Annotated in this window: 16 protein-coding genes; 10 read left to right on the top strand and 6 right to left on the bottom strand. The window is 31.3% G+C overall.

The features are described from left to right. Positions 1-660 precede the first annotated feature (660 nt). The 4 genes from thrS to rplT all read left to right on the top strand — a co-directional run bounded on the left by thrS (position 661) and on the right by rplT (position 4,018). A complete protein-coding gene (thrS, locus tag EV143_RS20835; protein WP_133509841.1) occupies positions 661-2,607 on the top strand; it encodes a threonine--tRNA ligase in 1,947 nt (648 codons plus the stop codon). A gap of 22 nt (positions 2,608-2,629) precedes the next feature. Continuing rightward, positions 2,630-3,181 carry a translation initiation factor IF-3 gene (gene infC, locus EV143_RS20830; RefSeq protein ID WP_081491471.1) on the top strand — a complete coding sequence of 184 codons (552 nt, stop codon included), beginning with the start codon at positions 2,630-2,632 and terminating at the stop codon, positions 3,179-3,181. A gap of 116 nt (positions 3,182-3,297) precedes the next feature. Further along, the gene (gene rpmI / locus EV143_RS20825; RefSeq protein ID WP_022827375.1) at positions 3,298-3,495 is read left to right on the top strand and encodes a 50S ribosomal protein L35; all 198 of its coding nucleotides are present in this window, start codon (positions 3,298-3,300) and stop codon (positions 3,493-3,495) included. 178 nt (positions 3,496-3,673) lie between these two features. Then, positions 3,674-4,018: a 50S ribosomal protein L20 gene (rplT, locus tag EV143_RS20820; protein ID WP_017498429.1), complete on the top strand. Its 345-nt coding sequence runs from the start codon at positions 3,674-3,676 to the stop codon at positions 4,016-4,018. A gap of 141 nt (positions 4,019-4,159) precedes the next feature. On the opposite strand, the gene EV143_RS20815 is transcribed toward rplT, so the two are convergent. Then, on the bottom strand, positions 4,160-5,371 hold the full coding sequence (locus EV143_RS20815; protein ID WP_133509840.1) for a porin: 1,212 nt from the start codon (positions 5,369-5,371) through the stop codon (positions 4,160-4,162). A gap of 314 nt (positions 5,372-5,685) precedes the next feature. On the opposite strand from EV143_RS20815, the gene EV143_RS20810 reads away from it, so the two are divergent. The 6 genes from EV143_RS20810 to EV143_RS20790 all read left to right on the top strand — a co-directional run bounded on the left by EV143_RS20810 (position 5,686) and on the right by EV143_RS20790 (position 10,756). Next, positions 5,686-6,258: a Crp/Fnr family transcriptional regulator gene (locus tag EV143_RS20810; protein ID WP_133509839.1), complete on the top strand. Its 573-nt coding sequence runs from the start codon at positions 5,686-5,688 to the stop codon at positions 6,256-6,258. A 78-nt stretch (positions 6,259-6,336) separates the two neighbouring features. Continuing rightward, positions 6,337-6,771 carry a carboxymuconolactone decarboxylase family protein gene (locus tag EV143_RS20805; RefSeq protein WP_133509838.1) on the top strand — a complete coding sequence of 145 codons (435 nt, stop codon included), beginning with the start codon at positions 6,337-6,339 and terminating at the stop codon, positions 6,769-6,771. 168 nt (positions 6,772-6,939) lie between these two features. Next, a complete protein-coding gene (locus tag EV143_RS20800) occupies positions 6,940-8,667 on the top strand; it encodes a tetratricopeptide repeat-containing sensor histidine kinase (RefSeq protein WP_166638197.1) in 1,728 nt (575 codons plus the stop codon). A 174-nt stretch (positions 8,668-8,841) separates the two neighbouring features. Beyond that, positions 8,842-9,510, top strand: a complete 669-nt coding sequence (locus EV143_RS20795; RefSeq protein ID WP_133509837.1) for a DNA-binding transcriptional response regulator — start codon at positions 8,842-8,844, stop codon at positions 9,508-9,510. Positions 9,511-9,586: 76 nt separating this feature from the next. Beyond that, entirely contained in the window at positions 9,587-9,841 is a 255-nt protein-coding gene (locus EV143_RS21580) for a hypothetical protein (protein ID WP_166638196.1), read from the top strand. 111 nt (positions 9,842-9,952) lie between these two features. Further along, on the top strand, positions 9,953-10,756 hold the full coding sequence (locus EV143_RS20790; protein WP_133509836.1) for an endonuclease/exonuclease/phosphatase family protein: 804 nt from the start codon (positions 9,953-9,955) through the stop codon (positions 10,754-10,756). Between the two features lies 1 nt (position 10,757). Here EV143_RS20790 and EV143_RS20785 read toward each other — a convergent pair whose 3' ends face one another. The 5 genes from EV143_RS20785 to EV143_RS20765 form a co-directional block, all read right to left on the bottom strand. Next, positions 10,758-12,017: an asparagine synthetase B gene (locus EV143_RS20785; RefSeq protein WP_133509835.1), complete on the bottom strand. Its 1,260-nt coding sequence runs from the start codon at positions 12,015-12,017 to the stop codon at positions 10,758-10,760. Positions 12,018-12,364: 347 nt separating this feature from the next. Further along, the gene (locus EV143_RS20780; RefSeq protein WP_133509834.1) at positions 12,365-13,030 is read right to left on the bottom strand and encodes a response regulator transcription factor; all 666 of its coding nucleotides are present in this window, start codon (positions 13,028-13,030) and stop codon (positions 12,365-12,367) included. Between the two features lie 112 nt (positions 13,031-13,142). After that, positions 13,143-13,934, bottom strand: coding sequence for a sensor histidine kinase (locus EV143_RS20775; RefSeq protein ID WP_133509833.1), 792 nt, complete (start codon positions 13,932-13,934; stop codon positions 13,143-13,145). Between the two features lie 28 nt (positions 13,935-13,962). Then, positions 13,963-14,595, bottom strand: a complete 633-nt coding sequence (locus tag EV143_RS20770) for a hypothetical protein (protein ID WP_133509832.1) — start codon at positions 14,593-14,595, stop codon at positions 13,963-13,965. An 18-nt stretch (positions 14,596-14,613) separates the two neighbouring features. Beyond that, entirely contained in the window at positions 14,614-14,973 is a 360-nt protein-coding gene (locus tag EV143_RS20765) for a hypothetical protein (protein ID WP_133509831.1), read from the bottom strand. Positions 14,974-15,081 lie beyond the last annotated feature (108 nt).

Below are 15,081 nucleotides of genomic sequence, written 5' to 3'. Positions count from 1 at the left end.
AACCTTTTTCAAAACTTTTTCTTAACTCTCTGATAACCCCCTTTTTACAATTATAACTTTTTTAGTATTTGTGAGGAATTTCTGTAGCGAGTTGTAGGGTTCGCAATCTCACCTTTCCAATCCACCCCTGTTTTATGGACTTCGCACCTTAATTACCCCTTTTTGCAGAACTCTGCAAAGTGGCTGTTTTTTGCTTTAAAGGTTATAGGTTGCCTTCTTTGCTTATATATAAGGAGGCTTCTTTTGAAAACAGCTGCCCTAGCCCCGATAGCCCCGAAGTCTCGGGAGAAATCCTTTTGTGCCGGGGGTCGGCACAAAAGATTGGAACAATTAGCGGGAAACATCTCCTGAAAAACTAAATTCTAAATTTTAGAAATTCCAAATTACAACTTATAGAGCTTCGACTGCGATCAGCCTGACAAAACTTCCCCTCTTATATATAGACAGCAAAAATAAACCCGACAGGTTTTAAAAAACTGTCGGGTTGTGGGAGTAAATTCTCTACTTATATATATTATAGTTTTGTACATATATATAGTATAGATATGCTTCTTATTCTAATGATAGATTTTTCTTCCATATATTATAGTATAAACATGTACATATGTATTGTATGTATTTTAGTAATGCGTTATATTTGCATTCACAAAATTATAAACAATGATTAAGATTACTTTACCCGATGGGTCAATTAGAGAGTTTGCTTCTGGCGTAACTCCGATGGAGGTTGCCAAAAGCATTAGTGAAGGCTTTGCAAGAAATGTAATTTCTGCAGCTTTTAATGGTACAACAATTGAAACCGAAACTCCATTGACGACCGACGGTAGTCTTATTTTATATACCTGGAATGATGCTGAAGGTAAAAAAGCTTTCTGGCATTCGACTTCGCACGTAATGGCACAAGCGCTTGAAGAATTGTATCCTGGAATTAAATTAACTCTTGGGCCTGCAATTTCTAACGGATTCTATTATGATGTTGATTTTGAAGATCAGAAAATAGTTGAAGCTGATTTTAAAAAGATTGAAGATCGTGTTCTTGAAATTTCGAGAGAGAAACATGAGTTTAAAATGCGTCCGGTTAGCAAAGCTGATGCTTTGGCTATGTATAAGGATAACGTTTACAAGACTGAATTGATTTCGAATCTTGAAGACGGAACTATTACTTTTTGCGATCATGCAACTTTTACTGATTTATGCAGAGGTGGACATATTCCGAATACTGGTATTATCAAAGCTTTTAAAATCATGAGTGTTGCCGGTGCTTACTGGAGAGGTGACGAGAAAAACAAACAGCTGACTCGTGTTTATGGAACTTCTTTCCCTAAACAAAAAGATTTGACTGAATATCTTGAACTTCTTGAAGAAGCTAAACGTCGTGATCACCGTAAATTAGGTAAGGAACTTGAATTGTTTGCTTTCTCTCAGAAAGTTGGGCAGGGTTTACCTTTATGGTTACCAAAAGGTGCTGCGCTTAGAGATCGTTTAGAGCAATTTTTAAAGAAGGCTCAAAAGAAAGCGGGATATGAACAAGTCGTTACTCCACATATTGGTCAGAAAGAGCTTTATGTAACTTCTGGTCATTATGCAAAATATGGTGCAGATAGTTTTCAGCCAATAAATACTCCTGCTGAAGGTGAAGAGTTTTTATTGAAACCGATGAACTGTCCTCACCACTGTGAGATTTATAATGTAAGACCTTGGTCATATAAAGATTTACCTAAGCGTTATGCTGAATTTGGTACTGTTTACAGATATGAGCAATCTGGAGAATTGCATGGTTTAACTCGTGTTAGAGGATTTACTCAGGATGATGCGCATATTTTTTGTACTCCGGAGCAATTAGACGAGGAGTTTAAAAAAGTAATTGACTTGGTACTTTATGTATTTGGTTCTTTAGGTTTTGAAAATTTTACTGCTCAAATTTCGTTAAGAGATCAGGAAAATAGAGAAAAATATATTGGTTCTGATGAAAACTGGGAGAAGGCAGAAAATGCTATTATCAATGCTGCGGCAGATAAAGGACTAAATACTGTTGTAGAATATGGTGAGGCTGCCTTTTATGGTCCGAAGCTTGACTTCATGGTTAAAGATGCTTTAGGAAGACAATGGCAATTAGGAACTATTCAGGTTGACTACAACCTTCCTGAGCGTTTTGAATTGACTTACAAAGGCGCTGATAATGAATTACATCGCCCTGTGATGATTCACAGAGCTCCTTTTGGATCAATGGAGCGTTTTATCGCTATTTTACTAGAGCATACTGCAGGAAATTTCCCACTATGGCTGATGCCTGAACAGGCTATAATCTTGTCTTTGAGCGAGAAATACGAAATATATGCCAAAAAAGTTTTAGATTTGCTAGAAAATCACGAAATTCGCGCCCTAATTGACAACCGAAGCGAGACAATTGGTAAGAAAATTAGAGATGCTGAAATGCAAAAAATACCATTTATGCTTATTGTTGGTGAGGAAGAGGAGAAAAACGGAACTATTTCGATCCGTCGTCACGGGCAAGAAGGAAAAGGGAATATTACAGTTACAATTGATGAATTTGTCGCTATTGTAAACGAAGAAATAAAAAAGACATTAAAAGTTTTTACAGTTTAACTTAAATTATAAAGTCATAGCAATAAGAAGCAACAGAGGTTACCAACCTCGAGTAGAAAAAAAAGATGCACACAGAATAAATAACCTTATTCGTGGTGTACAAGAAGTAAGACTAGTAGGCGAAAACATCGAACCTGGTGTATTTAAGCTTGCAGAAGCATTACGTTTAGCAGATCAGTTTGAATTGGATTTGGTTGAGATTTCGCCAAACGCTGAGCCGCCGGTTTGTAAAATTATGGATTACAAGAAATTTGTTTACGAACAAAAGAAACGTGACAAGGTATTAAAAGCTAAGTCGACGCAGGTTGTAGTAAAAGAAATTCGTTTTGGTCCTCAGACTGATGAGCATGATTATGAATTTAAAAGAAAAAATGCTGAGAAGTTCCTTAAAGAAGGTGCAAAATTAAAAGCATTCGTTTTCTTTAAAGGTCGTTCTATCATCTATAAAGATCAAGGGCAGATTTTATTATTACGTTTGGCTACAGATTTAGAGGAACATGGTAAAGTGGAAGCTATGCCAGTTTTGGAAGGAAAGAGAATGATTATGTTCATTGCTCCTAAGAAAAAGAAATAAGTCTTAAAGTCTAAAGTCTTAAAGCCAAAAGTCAAAAACTGACTTTCAAACTTTAGACATTTAAACTTTCAGACTAAGATATAAGTAAGTAAGAATAAATTAAAACACTAGGAAAAATGCCTAAAATGAAAACAAAATCTAGCGCCAAGAAACGTTTCAAAGTTACTGGTTCTGGAAAGATTAAAAGAAAGCATGCTTTTAAAAGTCACATCTTGACTAAAAAATCTAAAAAACGTAAATTAGCTTTGACACACTCAGCGCTAGTTCACAAAACAGATATGAAAAGCATCAAACAACAATTAAGAATTATCTAATATAGGTCGTAAGTTGTAAAGTCGTAAATTGCAAGTTTAAACTTTTGATATTTGACTTTTAAACCTTTGACTAAAGATTTTCTTTAGGTTAAAAAATTATTTATTATAACCTTGGAGTATGGCTTTTAAGTTCCTTTGATTTAATTCAGGACGCCTGCTACAAAAACACATTAAAATTATGCCAAGATCGGTAAATTCAGTTGCTAAAAGAGCAAGAAGAAAAAAAATAATGAAGCAAGCCAAAGGTTTCTTTGGTAGACGTAAAAACGTTTGGACAGTTGCTAAGAATGCGGTAGAGAAAGCGATGAGCTACGCTTACCGTGACAGAAAACAGAATAAAAGAAATTTCCGTGCTTTATGGATTCAACGTATCAACGCTGGAGCTAGATTAGAAGGAATGTCTTATTCTCAATTCATGGGGAAAGTTAAAGCTAACGGAATCGAATTGAACCGTAAAGTTCTTGCAGATTTAGCTATGAACCACCCAGAAGCTTTCAAAGCAATACTTAATAAAGTAAAATAAACGTTTTATAAACTCAATTTAGATTACTTACTTATCATAAAAAAACCATTCGCAATGCGAATGGTTTTTTGCTTTTATAACTACTATTACAATAAGGAGTAAGATCAAATTCTCTTTGACAAATAATCATTTTTAAAATCCTTATAAAACTAATAATGGAGCTATTATTCCAAAACTAAATAGACCGGTGGAATAATCCTTAACCCCGAAAGTAGTTTCAGCATATTTGGTATAGGTAAACTTTCTTGCTGTGTAACCAACATAAAACTTTACATTTATATCATTAAAAGGAAAGTATTGAATCGTAGGTATTAATCCGTAGCTGGTTGATAGCTTCGAATCATTATTAGGATCGGGATTATCATTCCAAAATTGATTACTATTCATTAGAGTCAATGCTGTATTAAACTTAGAGCTTATTTTATATTCTGCCCGGATCCAATTTTCTATATAGAGGGTATGCTCTGCAGCATAATTATACTGACTACTTTTAATTCGAGATACTATACCAGTAAAATCAATTCCTTCATTGCTATATTTAAAATCATAATATAATAAGAACTTATTGAATTTAAATTTATTTCCTAGTGCGAGATAATTAATGTTTGCTCCTTTTGCTTCATTAAAAAAACTATAACTGTAAATGGTTTCAAATTTTCCTCCAAAAAAGCTGCCTCGCCAATTTGTAACTACTGCTAATGGAAAATGGCTAGGATTAATATTTGGCGGAGCCAAAATTCCATATTGCTTTTCATACGTATTCTGTTCTGAATTGAGCACTTGAAATGAAAACGAATTTTTACTGTCTTTTAAATTGTGAACCAATCCTGCTCCTACCAAATAACATCCGGCATTGTCTAAAAGGTCGTTATAAGTTAATATATCAATTGGATTAAAATCAAATTCATAGCCGCCCCAATCTGCGCAAAGCTTACCGAAGCTCAAACTTGTTCTTGGTGTAACTTCAAAGTTTAAAAATGCAACATCTACTGCACTGCTCATATGATCCATATTGCCCGCAACAGGTTGATTTGTGTAACGATTTCTAAATCTAAAATTTACTTTATCATGAATTTTACCTGCTATTTCTAAACGAAACTCATCCATTTTAAAATTCGAAATAGTATGTTTTCCATTTAATAAATTACTATTAAAAGAAGAACGCAAATTAAAAATTACATCAACATCTCGTAATAGGGATTGTTTGGATATTGGTATCAATGCTGTGCTTGAATCTGAACTAAAAAAATCTCCTTGATTTGTCTGCCTTTCCATGTCATCATGTTGATTTACTTGCGCTAAAATTCCGATCGGAAACAAAATCATTCCCAGATAAATTGCAATCTTTTTCATTATTATTATTTTTTTTAAACACAAAAAGCTTTAATCTACTACTTAGATCTGTATACTTTTTAAATGCTGAATCGGTTAATTATAAAAATATTTAAAAACAGATATAAATATTTTCTTACATTAAATATTATTAGTAAGAAATAATAATACGAAATATTCTAAAATTAACATATGAGGGAATGAGATATGCATCAGTTATATTAAAATGCTATAAAGAATGAATTTGATATTTTACGATTCCATAGTCTAAAATCAAGCCTCTAATCTTAAACTTATCTTTTTTTAAAACTATCTTTGTAGAAAACGTAATTGAAATGTACGCTGCACTCTTTCAGCATATTGAGAAGTTTATACCTTTAGACCCTTCGGAAATCGATACTTTAGAATCATGTCTCACTCTTTCTAACATAAAAAAGAAAGAACATGTTTTAAAGGAAGGGCAACTCTGCAACACTATTTACTTTATTACAAAGGGCTGTATGCGTCAATACATTATTAATTCAAAGGGTTCTGAGCAAACGCTACAATTCGCTATTGAGAATTGGTGGATTACGGATCAATTAAGTTATCACAATCATGTTCCATCACATTTTTACATTCAGGCTGTAGAAAACACTGATGTGATTGCTATAGAGAAACCCATTCTTGAATCATTATTAATTGAAATTCCAAAACTGGAGCGTTATTTTAGAATTGTCTCGCAAAAATCTTTTGGAGCAATGCAAATGCGAATTAAATTTCTTTTTACAATGTCAGCAGAAGAAAGGTATCATCACTTTAATGATCATTTTCCTGAATTTGTGCAACGCGTTCCGCAATATATGATTGCTTCTTATTTAGATTTTTCTGCAGAATTTATGAGTAAAATCAGGGCTGGAAAGGTCTAAACTGATTTCTTGAAGTAGTTCAAGTTTTTTAAATGAGATATCCGTGAACTTTGTATCAAACTTTTAAAAACACACAAAATGAAATCAAGAATCGTTATTCCAACAGTTGCCCCTGAAGCTTATCAGGCATTAATGAATTTAGAAAAATATATTTCTACCACTTCATTGACTCCTGTACATAAGGAATTAATCAAAATTCGTGCGTCACAAATTAACGGTTGTGCTTATTGTATTAATATGCATACTGCTGATGCCAGAAAATATGGTGTATCTGAGCAGCGTATTTATTTGCTAAGTGCTTGGCGTGAAGCCGATATTTATTCTGAAGAAGAGAAAGTAATTTTAGCGCTAACTGAAGAAGTGACTTTAATAAACAAACATGTTTCTAATGAAGTTTATGAAAATGCTGCGCGCTTATTTGATGAAAAATATCTTGCTGAGATTATCTTGATGATTATTACTATTAATGCATGGAACAGAATTGGTATTACAACAGGCATGAGAGCTTCATAATTTTATAAAGATAAACTTTACAACTTTTTTACAAATGCAAACCCTCACTATTGAGGGTTTATTTGTATCTGCTTGTAAATGAGAATCTGATTTTTGAATTCAAAAAAATAATAGAAAATACCGTATTTATACGTGTTCCCAGATTTTAGAATTATATATTTTTGGGACATGAAACTAAAAAGAATACAATTCTATCTTTATATAACGGTTGCCTTAATCATCATTATTTTTTCTTGTCAGAAAAAGAATAATGATATTATTGTAACAAAAAACACCAAAAAAGAAGTTGAAAAACTGATTGCTATTGCTGACACATTTTATGATAACCAAAAATTTGATAGTGCCTTTTATTATTATAACAAGGTAAAATTTATTTGTAATCCAAAAACAGATACTGAGAATTTTGTAAGTACTTTAAACCGAATGGCTGATATTCAGCAAAATCAAGGTGATTACAGCGGAAGTGAATCTACAGTAACAGAAGCAATTCCGTATTTAAAACATATTAAAAATCCTAAACATGCATGGAATACTTATACGATTTTAGGAATTAATTATATTAATACATATGATTATGAAAATGCCTTATTTTATTTCAATAAAACTTTACTCCTAAAAACTACTGAATGGAGAAAATCTGCAGCTAAAAATAATATTGCATATGTTTTAATTCTGCAAAAAAAATATAATGAAGCCTTACAGGTCTTTCTTCCTTTACTAAGTACGAACGGGGTTAAAAAATTCCCTGAAGATCATGCGAGAGCATTGGATAATATTGGTTATTGCTATTTTAGTTTAGGCGATCCGAAAGCTTTACCATATTTAACTAAAGCTTTAGAAATAAGAATTAAGACAAAAGATATTGCAGGTATAGGGAGAAGTTACTTTAATCTTGCTAAGTTTTATCAAAAAAATAATTCTGTAATGGCTATGAAATACTTGAAGTTGAGCTATGAAAAATATACAATTATAAATAGTGTGGAGGATAGATTATCGACTTTACAAATGTTAATAGAAAATAGCGACGAGAAAGAATCAAAAAAATATGCTCTAAAATACATTAGAATAAATGATAGTATTACTGTGATTAAACAAAAATTAAAGAACGAATTTGCAAAAGTTAAATATGATTTTAAGAAAGAAAAGGATGAAAATATAAAACTGAAAACAAATAAAACAGAAAATGAATTGCAATTAGAAAGACAAAGAAATAGAAATATTGTGTCTTACATTATCATTGTTTTTAGTTTATGCCTAATCTTAATTCTATATTTTTATTTGACTTCAAGATCAAATAAGGAAAAAATTGAAGCTACTTATCAAAGTGAAACACGCATTTCGAAAAAATTGCACGATGAACTCGCTAATGATATTTACCATACGATGGCTTTTGCCGAGAATAAAAATCTTTCTATTATTGAAAATAAAGAACAATTATTGAATCATTTGGATGCTATTTATTTCCGAACCCGAGATATCTCAAAAGAAAATAGTCCTATTATAACTACTGAAAAATATCTTTTCTATTTAAAAGAAATGATTTCCGGATTCGATACCAGTAATATTAATCTCTTAATTACTGGCTTGGATACTATTTCGTGGGAAGAAATTGATCGAAATAAGAAAATTGCGGTTTATAGAGTATTACAGGAATTGCTTGTCAATATGAAAAAACATAGTAATGCAACATTGGTTGGAATCACTTTTAAGAAGGCTGAAAGAAATATTATTATTAACTACGCCGATAATGGAATAGGAGTTAATCTAGACAATGTGAGTTTTAAAAATGGTTTACACAATGCAGAAAATAGAATTCAGGCTATAAAAGGAGAAATTACTTTTGATGCTAAACCAGATAAAGGATTCAAGGTGTCATTTAAATTTCCTGTACGTTAAAGTATTTTGAGAAAGTAAAAATGATGACCGTATAAAGAAATGACAATTAATTTAAAAAAATGGATGTAAATGAGGAAACCCGTAATCATGTTAGTAATGAAAGCATTATTTTTGAAAATAATTCTCACAAATAACCTGAATTAAGTTTCTATTTTCTTTCATAAATTTATCAATATGTTTAAAAAAGTTTTAGTCGCCGAAGATTTAGATAGTATAAGTATTACGGTCATTCAAGTACTTGAAGACTTAAAAATACCAACTATCGATCATGTAAAATACTGTGACGATGCCCTTATCAAAATAAAAATGGGCATTAAAAATAATGAACCTTATGATTTATTGATAAGCGATTTATCATTTAAAACAGATCATCGGGAAACCAATATTTCCAGTGGCGAGGAACTTATAGAAGCTCTAAACAAAGTTCAGCCTGACATAAAAAAAATAGTTTTTTCAATTGAAGATAAGTCATATCGTATAAAATCATTATTTAATGAGCACGGAATTAATGCTTATGTGTCTAAAGGCCGAAACAGCATTAATGAATTAAAAACAGCGATAGGAAGAACGTTTAAGAATGAGGAAAGGATTCTTTCGTCTGATTTATCGTTTAATTTTAATGATAAATCTTTCATTGAAATTGAATCTTACGATATATCTATTTTAAAATTACTTGCTCAGGGCTACATTTTAGATAGTATATCAAATGAATTTAAGGCTTTGTCTATAACGCCTAATGGGCCAAGTAGCATAGAAAAAAGGATCAATAAACTGAAAATATACTTTAAAGCAAATAATAATGTTCACTTAATTGCTATCGCTAAAGATTTCGGTTTGGTCTAATATTTATCTCTTTTACGGTTTAACGTAAGGAAATGGTGTTATATAAATTTAAGTTTGCTAAATCTATCAACCAAAAATGAAACATAAAACCAATTCTGATTCTGAAGAAATTCTATATCGAAGATTAATATCAAAATTAAATACCAGTAATAATAAGATTATAATGAAAACAATGATACTTTGTCTCTTTTTATCGATAAGTTTCGCTTTTGTATCTGAAAAAACGGGATGGTTAGAGGTTGACTGGAAATTTATCTTTATACCTGCTCTTCTGGTTTTGCAAATTATAATTATATCTACTGCTCTAAAAAACAGATACAAAAAGCATTAATTGTTATTAAATTTAAATTGCCTTTTACTCATTTCGAATTATAAATTAAAATAATATTGAAGTCGTAATTGTCAAAATTTGAAAAGCGTATATTTGGTATTTAAAATTTGCATGAAAAATATTTTAAGTCTTTTTATCTTCTTCTTTACAATTCAATCCTTTTCTCAAGTCAAAATTCTATCTTGGAATATAGAAAACTTAGGGAAATCAAAAACAGATTCTCAATTAAATTATATAGCGAATACTATCAGTAGTTACGATATTATTGCCATTCAAGAGGTTGTTGCCGGTTATGGCGGCGCTCAGGCTGTGGCTAAACTAACAGGGATTTTAAACGAAAAGGGTTTGCAATGGGATTATAGCATTAGCAATCCTACAAGTGGAACCAGCTACAAAAGAGAGCGTTACGCTTATATCTGGAAAACAAATAAAACTAAACTCAAAGGAAATACCTGGTTAGAAAAAAAATATAATCTGGAAATTAATCGCGAACCTTATTTTGCTACTTTCGAAATTAACGGAAGAACAATTACATTAGTAAACTTTCATGCGATTACAAAAAGTAAACAACCGGAAACTGAAATTAAATATTTTAAATTTCTTCCTGAAGAATACCCAAATCTAAAACTCGTTTTTATTGGCGACTTTAATTGTCCGCAAACGCATACTGTCTTTAATCCATTAAAAAAGATGGGCTACTCTCCTATTTTCGAAAAGCAAAAAACAACTTTAAAACAAAAATGCAAAGCTGACAATTGCTTAGCATCTGAATTTGATAATATATTTTATAAAAAAAATACGGTTCAATACATTAACTCGGGAGTAATTTCGTTTCACAAAAAATTTAATTCCTTAGACGAAGCCCGAAGAATATCAGATCATATTCCTATTTGGTTCGAGTTTTCCTTAAATTAAATTATGTTTTAAGTTTTTTCTTTTTGGCAGCAGGAAATAAAACATTATTCAGAATTAATCTGTAACCCGGAGAATTGGGATGTAAATCTAAAACCGTTGGCGGATCTCCAACCTGATGCTGAAAATCTTCCGGATCATGACCTCCAAAAAAAGTAAACATTCCTTTTCCTTTTTCTCCATGAATGTATCTGGACTCGCCATTTAATTCGCAAGTTCCCATTACTAAAACATTCGATTTAATTAAAGCGGAATCAAATGAAGTCGTTTGCCCCATAAAACCTTTCACTAATTGCGTATGATTCTGGCATAACATACTTGGAATTGGATCCCATTTTGCAGAAAATTCCATCAAAGTAAAATAATCTTTTTCAACCGGAATCCTGCGTTTTGTTGTCATATCAATATCTGAAAATTCATATTGCTCAGGGCGTCTTTCAAGTGTGAAATTTTTAAAAGCAAATGAATTTTCATACTTCAATTTTGCCTGATAATTAGATTCGCTCGCATCGCCATCAAACATTGCTTCGCAAATGTCAACGCCATCTGCAGCGAGTGCAATATCAAAACTATCTGTTGCAGAACACATTGCAAACATAAATCCGCCACCAATGACAAAATCTCTAATTTTTTTAGCGACAGCTCCTTTTTCCTGAGATACTTTCGCATATCCTAATTTTGTTGCCAATGCTTCTGCATCTCTTTTTTGATCTATATACCAAGGTGTATTTTTATAAGCAGCATAAAATTTCCCGTATTGACCGGTAAAATCTTCATGATGCAAGTGCAGCCAATCATAAAGAAGTAATTGATCACTTAAAACTTCTTCGTCGTAAATTGGGGTAAAAGGAATTTCCGCATAAGTCAAAACTAATGTCACCGCATCATCCCAAGGTTTTTTTCCCTTTGGAGTATAAACGGCAATTTTTGGTGCTTTTTCAAGAATAACGGACTCCATATTTTGAGAAGGACTCGAGATTTCATTTAAAATCGAAGTTTCTTCGCTATCTGAAAGGACTTCAAAACTTACACCACGAATTTTACATTCTTTACGAATTTCTTCTACATCTGGAAGTAGAAATGAACCTCCCCTATAATTCAGTAACCAACTGGCTTTGTAATCTTTACTTAAGCACCAGTATGTAATTCCGTATGCTTTTAGATGATTTTGCTGCGTAGTTTCATCCATCGGAAGCAAAATAAACGAAGCTTTAGCAGTTAATGAAAGAAGAAATATAAAGATGTAAACTAAACTTTTACGCATCAGAAAATTATTTTAGTAAAGATATAAAGGAAGAATCTAAAAACACAATAGCTGCTTTAATTTATTAAGTTAAAGTGCTGTTATAAAAAACAGAGAAATATGTATAAAATTAAAGTTAATTTTTACAAAATCACGTATAAACACCTACAAACTAGAGATACTTTCTTTTTAAATTTGTTCTTCAAATAACCAATTAAATAAATCAATGAAAAGTTTAACCATGAAATCCAATGAAAGTAAGAATCAACCAAAAGGATTGAATGTAATACAAAAAATAGGTATAGGTATACTCATACTTACTATAATTTTTTATTACGTACTATCAATTCAGTTTTTAGCAAGTTAGTTTAAATTGTTAAAACCGCTATTTCATTTTGAATAGCGTAAACGACCAATCCTGCAATATTTCTGGATTCTGTTTTCAGCAGCAAATTATTGCGGTGTCCTTCAACAGTTCTTGGACTTAAAAAAAGGTGATCGGCTATTTCTGTAGTTGTTTTTTGCTGACAAATAAGTTGAAGAATTTCTATTTCGCGAGGTGAAAGGAAGCCTGTTTCTAAATGACCTTTATTGTTTTTAGAAGACACAATGGTTTCCTGAATTGTTTTTAAAACTGTTTGATTATAATAAAACCCCTTTCGGGCTACTTCATTAATTGTGTGAATTAAATCTTTAGGGGTTGTATTTTTTATTAGATATGCAACGGCGCCAATCTGAATCATGTTGGCAATAAATGATTTTGTGTCATAACTTGTCAGGGCTATGATTTTGATATCGGGATAAGCTTTACGGATAATCTTTGTGGCTTCGACACCGTTTAGCACTGGCATTTTCAAATCCATGACAATGATATCAGGCTTTAAGAGGCTGCTTGTTAATTTTGAAATTAGTTCTTCTCCGTCTGAAGCTTCGAAAATAATCTCAATATTTTCCTCTCTTTGTAGTAAAAAAGAGATTCCTTTCCGAAATAAAACTTCGTCATCAACCAAAGCAATTTTAATTACGCCACTCATTTTATCTATGTATTTGGTTTTGGATGTACCGAAATTACAAAATATGCTTGAAAAAACATGTAAATTACTCCGATTTATTGGTTGCCTTGTGATATTAATCTCAAAATAATCCTTAAAAAGTAAACATTACAGCAATCCCATTATTTATTTGAGAATTTATTTCGATGGTTCCGTCTAAAAAAGAAATTCGGCTATCAATATTTTTCATGCCAAGTCCCTTCTGATTATTACTATTTTCTGCATCAAAACCTTTTCCGTTATCTTCATAATTACAGAAAGAAATTTGGTCAGTAATTTTAAAAGAAATCCAAATTTCAGTTGCTTTTCCATGTCGCAAAGAATTATTCATTAGTTCTTGCAGAATTCTGAAAACATGCAAATGCCGATCTATATCCTTATCATCAAAATCAATTTCATTTTTATAATAAACTTTTACTGCTTTGCTGCTTTCAAACTCTTCACATAATTCTTCGATAGCTGCATTTAATCCAAATTTTTCAAAAACCGGAGGCAATAAATTATGGGCTATTTTTCTGGAATTCTCTAAAGCCTTTGTGGTTAAGTTAATGATATTTTCAGTAATCTCAGCCGTTTCTGCTTCTGTTAGATTAGGAGAAGTCAACAAATGACTGTTCAATGACACTATGTTTAGTTTAGAACTAATATCATCGTGCAAATCCTGGGCAATTCTTTTACGTTCTTCTTCTTGTGTAATAATGACCGCATGAAGTTGCTCTTTTTGGTATTGTAATACTAAGTCTTTCTTTTCTAACTCTTTCTGAATAATTTTTTTTCTGGAGAAATAAAAGAATATGATCAAAGCAACTGCAACAATTATAAAGAAAAGCGAGATGTACAAAATTATCGCAACAAGTTCTTTTTCAGGAATTGAATGTGTATTCATATCAAAATATTCTTTATTGCGGTAATCATTAAATTAAAGAAGTTCTTTTGGAAAAGCTTTTTATCCATTCATATAAAATGAACAATTGATATATTAAAATTAAAAAAGCGTTTAACATCCAGGTTAGATATTTTACTTCATTACTAAGTCCGGAAGATAGGTTTCCTATCAAAAACAAAACAGTACTTGCTAATAAATAAAACACTAAACCAATACTTACATAGTAGAATTTTTTACTTTCAGTAAGCATATTATAAAAGTGAATCAAAGCAAAAACAACTATCAATAAGGAGGTTAACGTAATTTCAAATAAATTAAACTTTAAAAATTCGCTTGAATCCATGACAAATTGTATGACTAAAACCAGTAATGCAATAGCCAAACTAGTCTTCACAAATATCTTTTGACTTTTAATTTCTAATAATGAATTATAAAACAATCCTAATAGTATCATTTGACCAATAAAAAATATATTGACGACAAATAAATTATTCATACGAAGGTGATACATTAATTCCATAGAAAATTGCATTACAAATGCAAAAGCCAAATAAGAGACAAAAAAAACATTAGCTTCTCCCTTTCGGAAAAAGCTATATGAATACAGTATAAGATTTAATAATAAAATCAAATAACCTGAGTAAATTAAAAAATCATCCACTTTAAACTATTTATTAAATTAATACGGAGGAGTAGGGCGTGCACCATCGTAAACGATAACATCGTCTTCTGCTGCCGCTTTATTTTGTTGTGATGAAGAAGGTGGTCCGTATACATCAATATATTTGCCAGTCACTTCATCAAATTTTGCCCCAACAAAAAGTAATGTCTTTTCTCTTTGGTCATTAATACCAATATAAGCACGAACAGCATCAGCATCAAGCTGCAAAACTTTTTCTAAACTTTCTCGCGGTATTAGATAAGATTTTACTTTGTTTTTGTTGTCTTCAACGGTTGTGTTGTCCTCGTATCTCTTCTCCCATACTTTAGCAACAGCCAATGGAATTTCAATAGGTCCAGGGAAACTTTGTTCACTCATAGTTTTACAATTTTAATTAGTTAATAGTATTAGGTTTGTTAATGGTTTTGCTAAACTACCGAATTAATCTTTATATAAGAAATATTTTTTGTGTAAAATCGTACACAG

The sequence above is a fragment of the Flavobacterium chryseum genome (genome assembly GCF_004362015.1).
Classification (GTDB): domain Bacteria; phylum Bacteroidota; class Bacteroidia; order Flavobacteriales; family Flavobacteriaceae; genus Flavobacterium.
The sequence above is the reverse complement of the archived record's forward strand: the minus strand, read 5'-3'. Positions and strand labels throughout refer to the sequence as shown.

What these genes read in the sequence shown, in the direction of transcription:
- rpmI (WP_022827375.1), top strand. Translation starts at nt 3,298, where the DNA reads ATGCCTAAAATGAAAACAAAATCTAGCGCCAAGAAACGTTTCAAAGTT.
- EV143_RS21580 (WP_166638196.1), top strand. Translation starts at nt 9,587, where the DNA reads ATGAAACATAAAACCAATTCTGATTCTGAAGAAATTCTATATCGAAGA.
- EV143_RS20805 (WP_133509838.1), top strand. Translation starts at nt 6,337, where the DNA reads ATGAAATCAAGAATCGTTATTCCAACAGTTGCCCCTGAAGCTTATCAG.
- EV143_RS20775 (WP_133509833.1), bottom strand. Translation starts at nt 13,934, where the DNA reads ATGAATACACATTCAATTCCTGAAAAAGAACTTGTTGCGATAATTTTG.
- EV143_RS20800 (WP_166638197.1), top strand. Translation starts at nt 6,940, where the DNA reads ATGAAACTAAAAAGAATACAATTCTATCTTTATATAACGGTTGCCTTA.
- EV143_RS20795 (WP_133509837.1), top strand. Translation starts at nt 8,842, where the DNA reads ATGTTTAAAAAAGTTTTAGTCGCCGAAGATTTAGATAGTATAAGTATT.
- EV143_RS20790 (WP_133509836.1), top strand. Translation starts at nt 9,953, where the DNA reads ATGAAAAATATTTTAAGTCTTTTTATCTTCTTCTTTACAATTCAATCC.
- EV143_RS20785 (WP_133509835.1), bottom strand. Translation starts at nt 12,017, where the DNA reads ATGCGTAAAAGTTTAGTTTACATCTTTATATTTCTTCTTTCATTAACT.
- thrS (WP_133509841.1), top strand. Translation starts at nt 661, where the DNA reads ATGATTAAGATTACTTTACCCGATGGGTCAATTAGAGAGTTTGCTTCT.
- EV143_RS20815 (WP_133509840.1), bottom strand. Translation starts at nt 5,371, where the DNA reads ATGAAAAAGATTGCAATTTATCTGGGAATGATTTTGTTTCCGATCGGA.
- EV143_RS20780 (WP_133509834.1), bottom strand. Translation starts at nt 13,030, where the DNA reads ATGAGTGGCGTAATTAAAATTGCTTTGGTTGATGACGAAGTTTTATTT.
- EV143_RS20810 (WP_133509839.1), top strand. Translation starts at nt 5,686, where the DNA reads ATGTACGCTGCACTCTTTCAGCATATTGAGAAGTTTATACCTTTAGAC.
- EV143_RS20765 (WP_133509831.1), bottom strand. Translation starts at nt 14,973, where the DNA reads ATGAGTGAACAAAGTTTCCCTGGACCTATTGAAATTCCATTGGCTGTT.
- rplT (WP_017498429.1), top strand. Translation starts at nt 3,674, where the DNA reads ATGCCAAGATCGGTAAATTCAGTTGCTAAAAGAGCAAGAAGAAAAAAA.